The 17,065-nt window shown below is 69.6% G+C and carries 15 protein-coding genes; 4 read left to right on the top strand and 11 right to left on the bottom strand.

The annotated features are described in order from the left end of the window. Positions 1-5 precede the first annotated feature (5 nt). From cysT to KGD87_RS13465, 4 genes are all read left to right on the top strand, one after another. A complete protein-coding gene (gene cysT / locus KGD87_RS13480; RefSeq protein WP_284667835.1) occupies positions 6-848 on the top strand; it encodes a sulfate ABC transporter permease subunit CysT in 843 nt (280 codons plus the stop codon). 5 nt (positions 849-853) lie between these two features. Continuing rightward, positions 854-1,702 (top strand): sulfate ABC transporter permease subunit CysW, encoded by an 849-nt coding sequence (gene cysW, locus KGD87_RS13475; protein WP_284667834.1) that lies wholly within the window; start codon positions 854-856, stop codon positions 1,700-1,702. Continuing rightward, a complete protein-coding gene (locus tag KGD87_RS13470) occupies positions 1,699-2,766 on the top strand; it encodes a sulfate/molybdate ABC transporter ATP-binding protein (RefSeq protein ID WP_284667833.1) in 1,068 nt (355 codons plus the stop codon). Before cysW ends, KGD87_RS13470 begins: the two co-directional genes overlap by 4 nt. Positions 2,767-2,860: 94 nt before the next feature. After that, complete coding sequence (locus tag KGD87_RS13465) at positions 2,861-4,228, top strand: glycoside hydrolase family 16 protein (RefSeq protein WP_284667831.1); 1,368 nt, start codon at positions 2,861-2,863, stop codon at positions 4,226-4,228. Positions 4,229-4,246: 18 nt separating this feature from the next. Here KGD87_RS13465 and KGD87_RS13460 read toward each other — a convergent pair whose 3' ends face one another. From KGD87_RS13460 to tssA, 11 genes are all read right to left on the bottom strand, one after another. Continuing rightward, complete coding sequence (locus tag KGD87_RS13460; RefSeq protein WP_284667830.1) at positions 4,247-4,804, bottom strand: peroxiredoxin family protein; 558 nt, start codon at positions 4,802-4,804, stop codon at positions 4,247-4,249. 59 nt (positions 4,805-4,863) lie between these two features. Beyond that, positions 4,864-5,229: an HPF/RaiA family ribosome-associated protein gene (locus KGD87_RS13455; RefSeq protein ID WP_090493031.1), complete on the bottom strand. Its 366-nt coding sequence runs from the start codon at positions 5,227-5,229 to the stop codon at positions 4,864-4,866. 149 nt (positions 5,230-5,378) lie between these two features. Next, complete coding sequence (locus KGD87_RS13450; RefSeq protein WP_284667829.1) at positions 5,379-6,440, bottom strand: hypothetical protein; 1,062 nt, start codon at positions 6,438-6,440, stop codon at positions 5,379-5,381. Between the two features lie 8 nt (positions 6,441-6,448). After that, the gene (tssH, locus tag KGD87_RS13445; RefSeq protein ID WP_284667828.1) at positions 6,449-9,106 is read right to left on the bottom strand and encodes a type VI secretion system ATPase TssH; all 2,658 of its coding nucleotides are present in this window, start codon (positions 9,104-9,106) and stop codon (positions 6,449-6,451) included. Positions 9,107-9,189: 83 nt separating this feature from the next. Further along, positions 9,190-10,233 (bottom strand): type VI secretion system baseplate subunit TssG, encoded by a 1,044-nt coding sequence (gene tssG, locus KGD87_RS13440; RefSeq protein WP_284667827.1) that lies wholly within the window; start codon positions 10,231-10,233, stop codon positions 9,190-9,192. Then, positions 10,197-11,948 carry a type VI secretion system baseplate subunit TssF gene (gene tssF, locus KGD87_RS13435; protein ID WP_284667826.1) on the bottom strand — a complete coding sequence of 584 codons (1,752 nt, stop codon included), beginning with the start codon at positions 11,946-11,948 and terminating at the stop codon, positions 10,197-10,199. The genes tssG and tssF overlap by 37 nt, the downstream gene beginning before the upstream one ends. A 37-nt stretch (positions 11,949-11,985) precedes the next feature. Then, positions 11,986-12,381, bottom strand: coding sequence for a type VI secretion system baseplate subunit TssE (gene tssE, locus KGD87_RS13430; RefSeq protein ID WP_284667825.1), 396 nt, complete (start codon positions 12,379-12,381; stop codon positions 11,986-11,988). Positions 12,382-12,465: 84 nt separating this feature from the next. Beyond that, on the bottom strand, positions 12,466-12,957 hold the full coding sequence (gene tssD / locus KGD87_RS13425; protein ID WP_163777205.1) for a type VI secretion system tube protein TssD: 492 nt from the start codon (positions 12,955-12,957) through the stop codon (positions 12,466-12,468). Between the two features lie 119 nt (positions 12,958-13,076). Then, a complete protein-coding gene (gene tssC, locus KGD87_RS13420; RefSeq protein WP_284667824.1) occupies positions 13,077-14,561 on the bottom strand; it encodes a type VI secretion system contractile sheath large subunit in 1,485 nt (494 codons plus the stop codon). 25 nt (positions 14,562-14,586) lie between these two features. Beyond that, positions 14,587-15,081, bottom strand: coding sequence for a type VI secretion system contractile sheath small subunit (tssB, locus tag KGD87_RS13415; protein ID WP_284667823.1), 495 nt, complete (start codon positions 15,079-15,081; stop codon positions 14,587-14,589). 82 nt (positions 15,082-15,163) lie between these two features. After that, positions 15,164-17,062, bottom strand: a complete 1,899-nt coding sequence (tssA, locus tag KGD87_RS13410; protein ID WP_284667822.1) for a type VI secretion system protein TssA — start codon at positions 17,060-17,062, stop codon at positions 15,164-15,166. Positions 17,063-17,065: the final 3 nt, after the last annotated feature.

The raw sequence follows: 17,065 nt of genomic DNA, 5'->3' as shown, positions 1-17,065 counted from the left end.
TCGCCATGTCCCGTCCAACTCGCCACCGGGTGCTCCCGGGGTTCCGTCTGTCACTGGGCTTCAGCTGGTTCTACCTGGGCCTCATCGTCCTCATCCCGCTCTCCAGCCTCTTCCTGCGGACCTTCTCCCTGAGCTGGGAGGAGTTCTGGGGCACCGTGACGACGCCGCGCGCGCTCGCCGCGTACCGGCTCAGCTTCGGGGCCTCGCTGGCCGCCGCGCTCGCCAACGTCGTCTTCGGTCTGCTGGTGGCCTGGGTGCTGGTGCGCTACCGCTTCCCCGGCCGCGACGTGCTGGAGTCCCTGGTGGACCTGCCCTTCGCGCTGCCCACCGCCGTGGCCGGGCTCACGCTCACGACGCTGTTCTCCGCGCAGGGCTGGTACGGCCAGTACCTGGAAGCGCTGGGCCTCAAGGTGGCCTACACGTCCGTGGGCGTGGCCATCGCGTTGACGTTCATCGGGTTGCCCTTCGTGGTGCGCACCGTGCAGCCCGTGCTGGAGGACATCGACGTGGACGTGGAGGAGGCCGCGGCGACGCTGGGCGCCTCTCCGTGGGAGGTCTTCCGGCGCGTCCTCTTGCCCGCGCTCGTCCCCGCGCTGCTCAGCGGCTTCACGCTGGCCTTCGCCCGCGCGCTGGGGGAGTACGGCTCCGTCGTCTTCATCTCCGGCAACATGCCGATGCGCACGGAGATTGTCCCGCTGCTCATCATCACCCGGCTGGAGCAGTACGACTACGCGGGGGCGACGGCCATCGCCATCGTCATGTTGGGGGCGTCGTTCTCACTGCTGCTGGCCGTCAACCTGCTCCATCGCTGGAGCCAGCGCCGGCTGGAAGCCCGGCCGGGAGCGTGAGCGCCATGCCTCCGTCCACCCTAGTCCTGCGCCGAAGCGCGCGCAGCCTGAGCGGCCCGGCGTTCGTCCGTTGGGGGCTCATTGGCGCGGCGGTGCTGCTGCTGGGCGTCTTCCTCATCGTCCCGCTGGTGGCCGTCTTCACCTTCGCCTTCCAGAAGGGCTGGGAGGCCTACGTCTCCGCCCTGACGCACCCGACGGCGCTGGCGGCCATGCGGCTGACGCTGCTGGCCGCGGCCATCGCCGTGCCCTTCAACCTCGTCTTCGGACTGGCCGCGTCGTGGCTCATCGCGCGGTTCCAGTTCCGGGGACGCTCGTTGTTGATGACGCTCATCGACCTGCCCTTCAGCGTGTCGCCCGTCATCGCGGGGCTCATCTTCGTGCTGCTCTTCGGCCGACAGGGCTGGCTGGGGCCGTGGCTGTTGGAGCATGACGTGCGCGTCATCTTCGCCGTGCCCGGCATCGTCCTGGCCACGGTGTTCGTCACCTTCCCCTACGTCGCGCGCGAGCTGCTGCCGGTGATGGAGGCCCAGGGCAGCGACGAGGAAGAGGCGGCGCTGACGCTGGGCGCGAGCGGCTGGCGCACCTTTCTGAGTGTCACGCTGCCGAAGGTGAAGTGGGGCGTGCTGTACGGCGTCATCCTCTGCAACGCGCGCGCGATGGGTGAGTTCGGCGCCGTGTCCGTGGTGTCCGGCCACGTGCGCGGCGTGACGACGACGCTGCCGCTGCACGCGGAGATTCTCTACAACGAGTACGACCTGGCCGGCGCGTTCGCCGTGGCGTCGCTGCTGACGCTGCTCGCGCTCGTGACGTTGGTGGTGAAGAAGTTCGTGGAGTGGAGGAGCCATCCATCATGAGCATCGTCGTCGAGCAGCTCGCCCGCCGGTTCAATCAGGGGGGCAGTCCCGCCGTGTCCAGGGTGTCCTTCCAGGCCCCCGAGGGGGCCATCACCTCGCTGCTGGGGCCGTCCGGCGCGGGCAAGTCCACGCTGCTGCGGCTCATCGCCGGGCTGGAGATTCCCGACGAGGGCCGTGTCCTCATCGACGGCGTGGACTGCACGCGGATGCCCGTGCAGCAGCGCGGCGTGGGGGTGGTCTTCCAGAGCTACGCGCTCTTCAAGCACCTCACCGTCCGGCAGAACGTGGCCTTTGGCCTGGAGGTCCGGCGCGCCCCCAAGGCGGAGCGCGACGCCCGTGTGGAGGAGATGCTCCGCATGGTGCAGCTGGAGCACCTGGGCGGCCGCTATCCTGGACAGCTCTCAGGCGGGCAGCGGCAGCGCGTGGCCTTCGCGCGCGCCCTGGCCATCCGCCCCCGCGTGCTGCTGCTGGACGAGCCCTTCGGCGCGCTGGACACGCGGGTGCGTGAGGAGCTTCGGGAGTGGCTCCATGCCCTCCACGAGCGCACGCGGCTGACCACGCTGCTGGTGACGCACGACCAGCAGGAGGCCCTGGAGATTTCCCAGCACGTGGTGGTGCTGAGCGAGGGCCGCGTGGCCCAGGCGGGCTCGCCCGCGGACATCTATGACAGGCCCGCGTCTCCCTTCGTCGCCTCGTTCATCGGAGGCGCCAGCGTGCTGCACGGCCATGTCCAGGCGGGCAGGGCCGCCATGGGCGCGCTGTCCGTGGCCGCGCCCGCCGCCGCGCGCGAGGGCGAAGCGGTGCAGGCCTTTGTCCGCCCCCATGACATCAAGCTGGCGAAGGCGCTCGCGGGCGCGGCGAGCGCGTCCACCGCCACCGGCCGCGTCGAGCGGCTCAAGCCGGTGGGCGGCTACGTGAAGGTGTTCCTCCGCCTGCCCAGCGGCGACGAAGTCACGGTGGAGGTGCCGCGCTCGGAGTTCGACGCGCTGGGCGTGGTGGAGGGGGACTCCGTGCGCGCCGACGTCCGGTCCGCCACCGTCTTCGTGGGGGACTACTCCATTTAGTTGGAAAGTCTTGAAAATCTAATATTTCAGCTAAAGCCGTTTGCGTCGCGGAGGAGGACGGCTATGTCCCAGGGGGAACCCCCTGGAGTGAGACATGCACAAACGACACGCATTGCGTTCGATGTTGTGGGCCGCGAGCAGCCTGGCGTTGGTTGGCGGCTGTTCCCCGGAGTCGGAGCTGTCCGACGTGGAAGCCGTTCCCCTGGTGACGCAGGAGCAGGGGGAGCGGGCCTATGACCCAGGGGCGGGCTGGAACCTGGCGTGGCAGGACGACTTCACGGGGAGCAGCCTCAACGCCGCCCACTGGACGGTGCTGACGAGCAACTTCGACCCCGTCACCAACAACTGCAACTTCGGCACGGGGGAGCTGGAGTACCCCCGCGCGCAGAACGTCACCGTCGCTGGCGGCAAGCTCATCCTCACCGCGCAGCGGACGGCGGACGCGCCCTTTGATTCGCGCTGCGCGGGTTACGGGCCGCGTTCGTACTACTCGGGCCGCATCCACTCGAAGGGCAAGGTGGAGCGCCGCTACGGCAAGCTGGTGGCGAGCATCAAGGTGCCGTCCGGCTATGGCATGTGGCCCGCGTTCTGGACGCTGGGCGCGAACATCTCCAACGTCGGGTGGCCCCGGAGCGGCGAAATCGACATCCTCGAATGGCACTCCAACGAGGCCTCGTGGATGAAGTCCGCCGCGCACTGGTTCGCCAACGGCGGGCAGCAGAGCTGGGGCACGGGCGCCAACCGCGGCTACAGCATCGCGGACGGCTTCCACACGTATGAAGTGGAGTGGACGGCGAACCAGATGATTTTCCGTCTGGACGGCCAGCTTCAGGGGAACGTCTTCAACCACAACGAGCCCGCCTTCCAGCAGAACCACTACATCCTCCTCAACCTCGCCCTGGGAGGAAACTGGTACGGCCACCCGCACCCGGACGCGATTGGCCTGCCCTGGGGCCAGACGAAGACGATGGAGGTGGAGTGGGTGCGCTGGTACCAGGCGGGGAGCACGCCGCCGCCCGCGTCCGTCACCAACGCCAGCTTCGAGAACGGCATGACGGGCTGGGCCACCTGGAGCCCCAACGGCACCGAGGCCGCGGACTTCAGCGAGACGTACAACGGGGGCCGCACCGGCGCCTACCACCTGACGCACTGGACGAGCGGCACCCCCTTCGAGGTCTGGACGTACCAGCCGGTGTCGGGGCTCGCGTCGGGCACGTACAAGGTCCGCGCGTGGGTGCGAAAGAGCGGCGCGTTCGACGTGTCTCGCCTCCAGGCGAAGACGTGTGGCGGGTGCGCGCCCGTGTTCACCAACCTGGGGACGTATGGCGGCTGGACGATGGTGGAGACGCCGCCCATCTCCGTCACGGGAGGCTACCTGGAGCTGGGCTTCCACACCCGCGCCACGGCGGGCAACTCCGCCAACTTCATCCACATGGATGACGTGGAGCTCATCCGCCTCTAGGCGCGGCGTGAGCCAGGGCTACAGCACCAGCCGCCAGGACAGTCCGGCCAGGGTGGTGTAGCCCACCGCCGCGCGCTCCACGCGCCCCTCCGCGGAGAGGAAGAACACGGTGGGGAAGGTGTTCACGCGAAAGGCGGATTGAATGGCGTCGTCCCCGAGGAGCACCGGGTAGTCCACCGCGTGCTCCCGGGCGAAGCGCCGCACGGCCTCCTCGTCTTCGTAGGCCACGGCGACGGACACCACGTGCGCGGAGTCCCCCGCGAGCTTGCGCAGCTGCGAGAGGTTGGAGGACTCCATTCCGCAGACGCCGCACCAGGGGGCCCAGAAGGCCAGCACCACCGGCTTGCCGCGCAGCGCGTCCAGCCGCACGGTGTCTCCCGTCAGCGTCTGGAGGGTGAAGGCGGGCGCGGGCGTCCCCGCTCCGGGGAGGTTCCGCGCCTGCCACGCGGCCACCGCCGCGAAGAGGAGGGCGAACACGGCCAGGTCCACGCCCCAGCGCACCCATCGCCGCTCCCGGGCACGGGCCCAGGTGGAGTTCAGCCGCTCCAGTACGCCCGCGCCGCCCTGCATGTGCATCCTTTCGCTTCGGGGCAGGCCACGGCCGCCCGGGAAGGGGCGGCCGTGCCCGCGTCACCTCAGGTCAGCGCGGCGGCCTCGTCGGGCTGCCAGGCCGCGTCACGCAGCCGGGCGCCGTCCTGGCGCTGCGCGCGGCCCACCGCCCGCGTGACGGCGTTGCTGGCGCGCTCCAGCGTCCGGTCAATGGCCGCCAGCAGGTTCGTATCCGAGGACTCGATGGCCAGCTCCCGCCCGTGCTCCAGCCGGAGCGCCACGCGGCACACCTGGTCCACGCCGCCCTTGGGGCCGTTGGCGTCCTCCAGCCGCACGACGACTTCCTTCACCCTGTCGGACAGCCGGTCCAGGGCGAAGCGCACGCGACGCTCGGCGTAGGTTCGAAGGGTCTCCGTGAGGGGGATGTTCCGGGCTCGGATTTCGACTCGCATCCAGGACGCTCCTTCCGGGGCCCACCATGGGCCCACGCCTCTATCTCTGTCGTCGTGACGCTTTTGGCGCAAATAGGAAAAGCCCCCATGAGTGCTTCGGAAAACCGAAGACTCACGGGGGCCGGTGGCGGGGCCATGCGGCCCTGGAATCACGGGCCGCTGGACTTGGCGGTGTCGCCCGCGGGCTTCTTGGCGGCCGCCTTGGCGGCCGCCTTGGCGGGTGGGCTGGCCGCCTCCGGGGCCGCGGGGGCCTTCTTCGCGGGCATGGCCCAGATGGGGGCCTCTGGCACCGCGCGAGCACCAATGCGCACCTGCTGCTCCACCATGCGCGACCACAGTGACGCCTTGTTGCCTACCAACGCGTTGTTCGCCAGCTCCAGGGCCCGCGTGTCCTGCGCGCGGCGGTAGAGGCGCGGGGCCACGTCCGGCTGGGCCGGGTCGGAGTCGCTCACCTGCACCTGCTCCTGCACGCTGATGCCGTCCTCCGCGAAGGTGAGGGTGGACGTCAGCTCGAACTTGCGGCGCAGCCCGTTGGGCAGCTCGAAGGTCATCTCCCGGGAGAGGGGGAACCACGCGGCGCCCAGGCAGGCGCGGCTCGCGTTGGAGACGGACTCGCTGAAGAAGCGATTGGTGCGCAGCGGCATGATGCGCGCGTGCCGGCGGCAGACCTCCTCGTCGCCGGAGGTGCACGCGTCACCTTCCGCGACGAGGATTTGCGTGCCCTTCACCTGCTCCAGGCGCAGCCTGGTGTGCTTTGCCATGGCGCGCAGCGCGCCCAGGGCCTCCACCCGGAAGCCCTGCTCGGTGGTCTCCACCAGCGCCACCGGGCCCAGGGCCTCGCCGTTGGTGAAGCGCCGCGTCTGCACCCAGACCAGCCGCTGGCCCGCCTGGAGCGTCTCCAGGACGAGGTCCTCCTCGGAGAGCTTCTCCGTGGGCGGCAGGGCCTGCGAGTCCGGGCCGGCCTCCACGCACTCGTCCGCGGCCGGGTCCTGCCACCACACCGGGGCGCCGGCGCAGTCCACGCTGGGGCGCGGGTTGGCGCCCGTGTCCTTGTCGTAGCCATGGAGCAGCAGCGCGAACCAGGTGTCCGGGGTGGGGAAGGAGCGCGCGTTGGGGCCCGCCTCGGCGAAGCACAGCGACGGCTTGGGGACGGTGGCGCAGCCGGCCAGCAGGGACAGCGCGACGGCGGAGGCCTGAAGCGTTCGTTTCATGGGTTCTCTCAGGCCTCGGCGAACCGGAGGTCCCAGTCGCCTCCCTCGGTCAGGGCCACATGCAGCTTCGGAGGCACCGCGCCACCCACCAGGTGCTGCAGCAGCTCGCGGGACAGCGCCGGCATCAGCGAGCCCTGGAGAATCTGCTCCATGTTGCGCGCCCCCATCTCCGACTCCGTGCAGCGGCGCGCCAGCTCGTCCAGCAGCTCCGGCGCCAGTGTCGTCTCCACGTTGTGCGCCGTGCGCAGCCGGCTCACCAGCTTGGCCAGCTTCATCTCGGCGATCTGGCGCATCACGTCGCGCTGCACCGGGCCGAAGGGGACGACCGTCATTCGCGCCAGCAGCGCTGGCTTGAAGTGCTGGCTGAGCGCGGGGCGAATCACCGAAAGGACTTCCTCGGAGCTGGGCTGCGCGCCGTCCTCGAACATCCGCATCACCAGGTCCGAGGCCAGGTTGCTGGTGAGGATGAGCACGGTGTTCTTGAAGTCCACCGCGCGGCCCTCGCCGTCCGTCAGCGAGCCCTTGTCGAACACCTGGTAGAAGAGGTTCATCACCTCCAGGTCGGCCTTCTCGCACTCGTCCAGCAGCACGACGGAGTAGGGGCGCTGGCGCACCGCCTCCGTCAGCAGGCCGCCCTCGCCGTAGCCCACGTAGCCCGGCGGCGAGCCGATGAGCCGGCTCACCGTGTGCTTCTCCTGGAACTCGCTCATGTTGAGCGTCGTCATGAAGCGCTCGCCGCCGTAGAGCGCTTCCGCCAGCGCCAGCGCCGTCTCCGTCTTGCCCACGCCGCTGGGGCCCACGAAGAGCATGACGCCAATCGGCGTGTCCGGGTTGCGGATGCCGGCCTGGGAGATGCGGATGATTTCCGCCACCTTCGTCAGCGCCGCCTCCTGGCCTCGCACCCGGCCCCGGAGCTTGTCCTCCAGGTTGAGCACTGACTCCAGCAGGTCGCTGCGCATCTTCCCCACGGGCACGCCCGTCCAGCCCGCCACCACCCGCGCGACGATGTCCGCGTCCACGTCCGCGTGCACCAGCGGCACCTCGCCGCGCGTGGCCGCCAGCTTCGCCGCCGCTTCGTCCACCGCCGCCTTCAGGGGCGCCGAATCCGTGTCCGGCGCGGCCTCGCGAAGGGCCTTGCGGGCCTCCATCAGCGCCGCGACGGCCGTGCGCTCGGTCTCCCAGCGCGCGTGCAGCGTGGCGCGTGCATCCACCGTGGCGCTCAGCTTCGCCTCGGCGGCCTCCAGGGACGTCTGCTCGTCCGGGCCGCCCGTGCCCTCGGCGAGGTCGCGCTTACGCGTGTCGCGCTCGCGCTCCAGCGCCGCAATCTCCTGGTCCAACTGCACCAGCTCCTCGGGCCGGGTGGACAGCTCAATCTTCACGCGGGCCGCGGACGTGTCCAGCAGGTCCACCGCCTTGTCCGGGAGCTGCCGGCCGGAGATGTACCGGCTGGACAGGCGCACCGCGGCGGTGACGGCCTCGTCGCGGATGATGACGCCGTGGGCCGCTTCGTACGTGGGGCGCAGGCCGCGCAGCATCAGCTCCGCGTCCTCCTCGCTGGGCTCCTCCACCTTCACCGGCTGGAAGCGCCGCTCCAGCGCGGCGTCCTTCTCGAAGTACTTCTTGTACTCGGCCCAGGTGGTGGCCGCGAGCGTGCGCAGCTCTCCGCGCGCCAGCGCCGGCTTGAGCAGGTTGGACGCGTCCGTGCCGCCCTGCGAGCCGCCCGCGCCGATGATGGTGTGCGCCTCGTCGATGAACAGGATGATGGGGGTGGGGGAGGCCTTCACCTCGGAGATGACGGCCTTGAGGCGGTTTTCGAACTCGCCGCGCACGCCCGCGCCCGCCTGGAGCAGCCCCAGGTCCAGCCCCAGCAGCTCCACGTTCTTCAGCGCGTCGGGCACCTCGCCCCGGACGATGGCCCAGGCCAGGCCCTCCACCAGCGCCGTCTTGCCCACGCCGGGCTCGCCCACCAGGATGGGGTTGTTCTTCCGGCGGCGGGAGAGGATGTCCACCATCTGCCGGATTTCGCGGTGCCGGCCGAAGATGGGGTCAATCTTCCCCTCGCGCACCCGGCCCGTGAAGGACGTGGCGAAGCGCTTGAGGGCTTCATCTCCACGGCCCCCCGCGCCGCCGGCCGCGCCCCCCGCGGCGCCACTGGCCGCGGCATCCGCGGAGGCGACCTCGACATTCTCGGGCGAGGGCCGCAGCACCACGTCCAGCGAGCTCATCAGCTCATCGCGGCTGATGGCGTCCAGCTCGGGGAACAGCTCCGCGGTGTAGCGCGCGCGCCGGCTGACGAACTGGGCGAACAGCAGGCCCGAGCGCAGCCGCGTGGCGCCCTGCTCCACGGAGGCCAGGAGCCACGCTTCCTCGAACCACTGGAACAGCGTCTCGGAGAAGACGGGCCGGCCGGAGCTGCCCGCGCGCAGGCCCTGGAGGGCGCGCTCCATGCTGGCCAGCAGGTGCCGGCGGTCCACGCCAAACTGCTGGAGGATGCGCGCGACGTCGGAGTCCTCCGGCTCCAGCATCTGCACCAGCATGTGCTCCGGGACGATTTCATAGAACCGTCCCGCGCTGGCCCGGGCCACGGCGGCCTCGAGCAGACGGGTAGACGTGGGCGTCAGGCGACGGACGAGCGCTTTCGGATCGACGCGAATGGGAGCCCCCAAAAATGACAGCGGTGGTGGACGGTATATCGGGCGCCCCCTGGCGACGTAAATCCCCGCGCCGCACGCCCGCCTGCTCTAACGACTCATTTCACCACGGGAACACTCATCTGCGTCTGCTGGCTCAGGCCCAGCCAGGTGTCCCGCCCGAGCTGACTCGGCTCCCGACTGGAGAGCCGGAACTGGTGCTGCACCCCTTCGGTGAGCCCCAGCTCCAAATCGTACTCCAGGGGGTCCCTCACGAAGAGGGACACCACCTCGCGCACCAGCGGCAGCAGGTCCCCTTCCTGCATCAGCCGCTTGTAGGCGCGCGGGGGCAGCGGCCGGATGTGGATTTGAATCTTCCCCGTCCGGTCGAAGGCCTTGCCGCCCAGCAGCATGTTGCGACCCAGCTGGTGGTTGGAGTGGCCCAGCCGCGCCCGGGCGTCGATGTCCACCCAGCGGCCCACGAACTGGCGCACCGCCACCCGCGCGCCCTCCAGGTCGTCGCCCAGCACGTCCTCGAGCGCGACCTCCAACTGCTCGGACGTCCTCGCCCGGCTGGCCAGCAGCGGGGCGATCCGCAGCAGGCGCCACGTCGGCAGCGTGCCCTCCAGGGACTTCTCGTAGGTGTCGAACCCGCCCAGCGCCAGCAGGCGCCGGGACCACTGGTCCGAGAAGGACGTGTCCGTCTCGCTGGTGACGCGGTACTTCGACTCGATGCGGTACAGCAGCGACAGCAGCCGGTGGTGGAAGAGGTCCAGGAACTCGCGCCGCACCGGATGGTCCGGGTCCTCCTGCGCCACTTCCTCGGCCAGGTAGTGGGGCAGGGGACTCACCGAGCCCGTCAGGCCCAGGAAGCGTGTCACCACCTCGAAGAGCGGCCGCTTCGAATACGGGTCCTCCGCCCGCACCGGCACCTGGTGCAGCGTCACGGACGCCACGTCACCCGAGGGGAACCCCAGGGACGGGTCGTGCCGGAAGCGAATCATCTCCTCGTTGACGGGCCCCGCGCCGCCCACGCGGGTGGCCTGCGACGTCAGCCGCTCCAGGAACGCCACCAGGGGGAAGAAGCCCACCCGGGGCGCCAGCTCGGCCAGCTTCTGGGCCGTCTCTACAAAAGCGTCTGGGAGCCGTTCCTCGGAAGCCACGCGAACTCCGTCTGCGAGGGGTGAAGCCGGATGCTCAGCTCGTTGAAGGAGTTGATGGTGACGTGGGAGGCGAGCAGCTCCTCCAGCACGCAGCCGAAGAGGAACGAATCTCCCACGCCCATGAAGTTCTCTTCGTCCAGGTCCACCCGCGTGCGGTGGCCCCGCAGCGGCGCGCCCTCCAGGAAGCGCGTCACCGGCTTCGTCTCCACCGCGCGGATGGCGTTGATGCGCAGGCGGCTGGCGCGCGCCGCCAGGTTGTCGGTGAGCGAATGGAAGTTGTACAGGTCCATCAGCCGCCGCAGCGCGGCCGCGTCCGCCAGCGAGTGCTGGTTGACGGCCAGGTGCGACAGCAGCCGCCAGTGCAGCTCGGCGCCCAGCGGCGCGCGCGCGGGCCGGCTCACCGGGGAGATGTTCCGGAACTTCGCCTGCGTGGGGCTGGCGGACGTGGAGGCCGTCAAGTCACCCACCTGCAGCCGCGAGGGCAGCGAGCGGTTGGTGCACGTCAGGTCCATGGACAGCGCTTCCTCGGCGGTGACCTCCGGCGCGATGTTCCGCGGCGTCTCCAGGGTGATGTACGTGTCGATGCCTTCATCCAGCGGCGAAGGCACCCGGCGCAGCCGGTAGAAGGACTGCTCGGCGTCCCCGCCCGCGGTGTGGGTGAACTCGTGGAAGGGCCGGTAGACGCGCCGCTCGTTGCGCCCGGCCTTCAGGCCCGTCACCGAGTCCACCGAGTACACCTCGGCGTGGTTGGGGGGCAGGTCGGACGCGCGCAGCAGGTGCTCCCGGTCCAACGTGCGGTGGAGGATGGGGTCCGCCGGCACGCTGAAGAGGTTCACCGCGGGGGCGCAATGCAGCCGGAACATCTCCCGGTGGATGCGCGCATCCAAGGGCGGCGGCCGCTCCAGGTGGAAGGCGAGCTCGAAGCGGTCCTCCTTCAGCCCGGCGGCGGCGTCCAGCCCGCGCACCTCGAAGAACAGGAACTTCTCCGGAAGCGTCAGGTACTCCTGGAGGTGCCGGTAGCCCTCGCTGGCGCGAGGCCAGGGCAGCAGCTTGAAGTCCCGGTGGAAGCCCACCGGTTGAATGGCGTTCACCGGCAGCTTGATGCCGTCTGTCTGGCCAGACGCGCCGCGCACGCGCACCTGGCGGCAGTAGCGCAAGAGCCACAGCAGCACCACCGACGCGGCGGACAGGTCGGCGTGGATGAACAGGCGCAGGCCCTGCTCGCGGAACACCTCCGCGCGGCCCTGCTCCGTCGTCTGGAAATAGAGCCGCAGCACCGGCGCGGTGATGGACGAGCGGTCCAGGAGCGCGTCGGTGAGCTGCACCGGCAGCAGGTCCACGTCCGTGGTGGTGCGGAAGACGCAACTAGTGCCGTCAATCGGCTGGGACGCCACCTCCGCCCCGGCGGCCAGCCGCGAGCGGCCGCGCAGCGCGCGCAGGTGCGGGGTGAACTCGACGATGGTGGAGGCCGGCAGCGGGCGCAGGTAGTGCGGCAGCAGCAGCTCGGTGAGCCCGTGCACCAGCTCCGGCACGTCGTCGTCCACGCGCTCCCGGATGCGGGCCGCGAGGAACGCGAAGCCCTCCAGCAGTCGCTCCACGTCCGGGTCCGCGCCGCGCTCCACCAGCAGGCCCGCGACAGAGGGGTTGGCCAACCCGAAGGCCCGTCCCATCTCCCGCAGGTACGACAGCTCGCTCAGGTAATACTTGCTGAACATCCTCGCCCTCCGCCACGCACCCCTGGATTCACCCGGCTCACCACAGGTCCACGCGCCCGCCCGGGTGCACCTGGGTATGGAAACGCACCATGCCTCGCCGACTCTGCGTGGCCAACTGGGCGGTGATGTCGAAGCGCAGCGCTGTCGGGTCCACCGGGTCCGCGGAGTAATGCACCACCACGCTCTTCAGGCGCGGCTCGAAGTCCTGGATGGCCTGCCGGATGGACTGCGTCATCCGCGGTATCGCCGACGGGTAGGAATGGACGATGTCGTTCAGGTCCAGGATGCCGTAGCCCGGTGAGGCCACGGACTCTCCCTTGCGCGTGTTGAGGAGGTTGCGCAGGTGCTCGGCGATGGATTCAACGACGTCGCCGGGCGGGGCGAGCGTGCCGTTGCCTTCAGCGATGCGCGACAACAAGCCTCGTGAGCCCATGGATTTCCTTCAACAGCGCGAGTACCCCAACCGCCGGCCGCCCGCGTAGCCCACTGCACGGACGGCCGGTGGAGGGACGGAACATCAACGCTGGGTGTCCCAGGTGTCCTCGTGCGTGACACCGCCCTGGGTGATGGTCCAGTTGATGGTGTGGAACACCAGCTGGAGGGTCTCCATCGGGGGCAGGTTGGTGCTCGCCGGCACGAAGGAGTTCGGCACCGTCTGCTGGATGGCGTTGATGCGGGCCTTCTTGACGGACACCGTGTAGAACTGCTCGGTGGTGCCGTCGCCCGTCGGGTTCGGACGGAAGAACTTGAAGGTCGCGTCGATGACCTGGTTCTCGCAGAGGGCCTTCATCAGCAGCGGCGACGCCTTGTCGATGCGCTTGGTGATTTCGATGCCCTCGTACTGGCGGCGGCCCGTCGCCAGACCGGAGCCGGCCTCGCGAGCGGTGAAGACCTTCTGGCTGTACGCGACGCACTCGATGGAGTCCGCGCGGCCCAGGCTGGTCTGCGTGCTGTCGCCCTTGATGTCGCTGCCGTTCGCCTTCAGGTACAGGTGTACTGATTCAGCCATGACTTCAACCTCGTCGCTTTGCGCGCGTCCGCGCGCTGGTGGACCCAGGCTCACCTTGAGCCTGGGCTTGTTGGAGCCCCTAAACTAGCTGAAATGACCGACGCTGGGTGAAACGGGCTCTACTCCTTGTCCAACTTGCCCACGAGGGACAAGGTGAACGACGCACCCATGTACTTGAAGTGGGGGCGAACCTGCAGGCCGCAGCGGTACCAGCCCGGCTGACCGTCCACGTCCTCCACCACCACGCGCGCGGCGCGCAGGGGGCGGCGCGAGCGCACGGCGGGCGCCGGGTCATCCATGTCTGAGATGTACTGGCTGAGCCAGTGGTTGAGCTCGCGCTCCAGGTCCGACTTCTCCTTCCAGCTTCCAATCTGCTCGCGCTGGAGCACTTTGATGTAGTGCGCCAGGCGGGTCATGATGAACATGTAGGGAAGCTGCGTGCCCAGGCGGTAGTTGGTCTCCGCCGCCTTGCCCTCCGGCGTGTTGCCGAAGAACCGGGGCTTCTGCGTGGAGTTGGCGCTGAAGAAGGCCGCGTTGTCGGAGTCCTTGCGGAAGACGAGGCCGATGAAGCCCTCCTCGGAGAGCTCGAACTCGCGCCGCTCGGTGAGCATGACCTCGGTGGGAATCTTGGTCTGGATTTCCCCCATGGCCTCGTATTGGTGCAGCGGCAGGTTCTCCACCGCGCCGCCGGACTGGGGACCGATGATGTTCGGGCTCCAGCGGAACTTGGCGAACGAGTCCGCCACGCGGCTGGTGAGCGCCACGGAGGCGTGACCCCACAGGTAGCGCTCGTGGTGGCCCACGACGTCCTCGGTGAAGTTGAAGGCCTTCACCGGCACCGTCTTCTCACCGTAGGGCAGGCGCAGCAGGAAGCGCGGCAGCGCCAGGCCCACGTAGCGGGCGTCCTCGCTCTCACGGAACGAGTGCCACCGGGCGTACTGCGGGCCCTCGAAGAGCGACTTGAGGTCCTTCAAGTCAGGCAGCTTGAGGAAGCTCTCCTCGCCGAACACCTCCGGCGCGGCGTTGCCGATGAAGGGCGCGTGCGCCATGGCGGCCACGGAGGCGCACTTGCGGAGCAGCTCCATGTCCTGCGGGCCTACGTTGAAGTCGTAGTTGGCGGAGATGATGCCGTAGGGCTTGCCACCGAAGACGCCGTACTCGTTGGAGTACACCAGCTTGTACAGGCCGCTCTTGGTGACCTCGGGCGCGTCCTCGAAGTCCTTCTGCAGGTCTTCCTTGGAGGCGTTGAGCATCTCCACGCGGGTGTTCTCGCGGAAGTCGGTGCGGTCCACCATGAACTTCAGCGAGCGCCACGAGGACTCCAGCTTCTGGAACTCCGTCGCGTGGAGGATTTCGTTGACCTGGGACGACAGGCGCTTGTCGATTTCGGCGATCATCGCGTCGACGAGCGCCTTGTCCACGCGCTCCTCGGAGCGGTTGGGCGCCAGCATCTCGGTGATGAAGGCCTGCACGCCGCGCTTGGCGACGTCGTAACCCTCGTCCTTCGGCTTCAGCTTGGCCTCGGACAGGATTTCGTCGAGCAGGGACAGCGAGGCGTCATCGGCGACGCCCGTGGACTTCTGGGTCTGGGTCTCGTTGGCCATGGTGATTCGGTTCCCCCTGAAAGGGCTACTTGCTCTCTTCGGTCAGACCCAGTTCCTTGATGAGTGCCTTGCGTCCGTCCTCGTCGGAGAGCATGGCCTGGAGCTTCTTGCGGAACGCCGGCAGGTTGCCCAGGGGGCCCTTGAGGGCGTTGAGCGCGCTGCGCAGCTCGAGCAGCTTCTTCAGCTCCGGCACCTGGTTGACGACGCTCTCGGGCGAAAAGTCATTCAGGTTCTTGAACTGGAGCGTCACGTTCATCGTGGCACCCGGGTCGGCCGAAAGCTTGTCGGCGGCGGTCAGGGTGACCTTGAGGTTCTGCTGGGCCATGACTTCGTTGAAGTTGGCCTTGTCCACGTTGATGGGCGCGCGCTGCTCCAGCGGGCGGGCGTCTTCCTGGCCCGTGAAGTCCCCCAGCATCAGCACCTTCAGCGGCAGCTCCACCTGCTCCTGCGCGTTGCCGGTGGCGGGCTTGTAGACGATGTTGACGCGCTCGGTAGGGGCGACGGAACTCTCTTTGCTCATCTGCGGCTTTCTCCTTGAGAACTGCGTAGAAGACGCGGGCGTCGCATGAGGGAGCGCTTCGCCGCGGTACGACGGGTGTCCTTCACGCGCCGACGCGCAACGTGGCGGAAGAGTCCAGCAACGCTAGACGACGATACCGGTTTCGAAATTTCACTGCCACCGGTCCAGCCTCCTTTTCCACGTTGGTTCGGGTTTGCAGCCACCCCTCCAGACACGCGGCGGCGAGCGCTGGCTCCCAGGTGTCGAGCGCGTGGGCGGAGACCTCCTCGTCCAGGGCGTCATAGACGGCGCGCGCGAGCGGCAACTGGCCCGCATTGGCACACAACCGCGCCAGCTCCAGCCGGGAGATGAAGCGGGCGCGGCCGGTGCTGGCGGCGGTGACGGCGGCCTGCAACCGGGTGACGGCTTCGTGAACGCGGCCTTCCTCCAGCAACGTGCGGGCTTCGGCTTCCAACGCCGCGCTGTCAGCATGGACAGACGCGCCCAATGCGAGGGGGCCCAGGGCCAGGGCCGTGGACATCGACACCGCGGCGGAAGGGGCGGGTGTGGGCGCGCTCACGCGGAGGACGTGGTCGCGCAGCCAGGCCTGGGTGGCGTCGTCCGTGAGCGGAGTGTCCAGGGTGGAGCGGAGCGTCTCCACGCCGGTCAACCGGCGGAGCTGGATGGCCAGCTCCTGCGCCAGCGCGGTGCGAGCCCCGGCGTACGCGGCGCCCAGTCCCTCCAGGGCGGTGGCGCTGTACCGGTGGAGCGTCAGGGCGAAGCGGTGGCGGGCCAGGGCGGACTCGGACTCGTCGAGCAACTCACCCCAGCGCTGGTTCTGCTCCAGGGTCTCCAGCTTGGTGCGCAGCAGGTCCGGCAGTGGGTGAATCTGGGTGCGGCCATTGCCATCCGCGGCGGGCGGCTGGGTCAGGTGCAGCCACAGGCCCATGCGGTTGAGGCGGTAGGAGAGCGGGTCCTCGGGGCTCGCCCGGCGCAGCGCGCCCGCGGCGCCCAGCAGCGCGCCACCCACGGTGCGCAGGAAGTCGGTGACGGCCTCCACGCTGGACAGGTCCGGAGCGGCGGGAAGCTCGGGGAGGGGCGGGACCTCGAGGGCGGCGGCGCGCGGCGGGGCTTGTGTGCCGTTGGCGGCGGCGCTGCTCGCGTTGGCTGCACTGCCTTTGCCCGTGGCGCTGTTGCCTTTGACCGCGTCGCGCGCGGAGCGGTTGTCAATGCCTTTCGTGGACGTGTCAGCGCTGGCCGGAGGCGCTCCTGGCCGCGTGACATGCGTGGACTCCGCCGCGCGCACACCGCGCTCTCCCGCCTCGCCGGGCGCGGTGTCCTCGTCCTGGGACGACGCATTCCCATCCACCGGCGGAGAGGCGTCCGCGTCCTCCGGGGACGCGGTGCGTCCCTCCGGTACGCTTGCGGGTTCGGGCTCGGGGAGTCCGGCGCGGAGCCGGGTGATGGCGTCCTGGAGCGGACCGAACGCGGGGGCCATGTCGGAGAACCGCTCGCGTGAGAGCTGGGCCAGGCGCTTCACCGCGACCGCCAGCGCATCCAGGGGCTCCGCGCGCACGGAGGCCTGTTCCACGGTGGGCAGGATGCGGCCCAACCGGTCCACGAACCAGGCCACGGCGTTGGCCCGGCCGCGCAGCCGCTTCGCCTCCGGGAAGAGGTCCTGCCAGTAGCGCTCCGTCACCTCGGCGAGCACGGCCGTGCCGGTGGCCGCGCCGTCCACGCCTCGCGTGGCATACAGGCCATAGGCCAGGTACGAGGCGAGCCAGAGGTCCTTGGTGGTGTGCTTCAGCAGCGCGCCGGCGCCCTCGACGACGTCATCCCAGCGCACGGCGTTGCTGGCCGGGGACTCCAACTTCGCGACTTCCAGCGCGACGGCCTCGTAGGCGGGCTCGTGCTTCGCCTGCACGCCGGCCGGGGACGCCCCCGGCACGGGCTCGGCCCAGGGGAGGGCGCGCTCGCGAAGCTGTTCCAGGGTGGGTGGCATGGG

It is taken from the genome of Myxococcus sp. SDU36 (genome assembly GCF_030168875.1).
GTDB classification, from domain to species: domain Bacteria; phylum Myxococcota; class Myxococcia; order Myxococcales; family Myxococcaceae; genus Myxococcus; species Myxococcus vastator.
The sequence above is the reverse complement of the archived record's forward strand: the minus strand, read 5'-3'. Positions and strand labels throughout refer to the sequence as shown.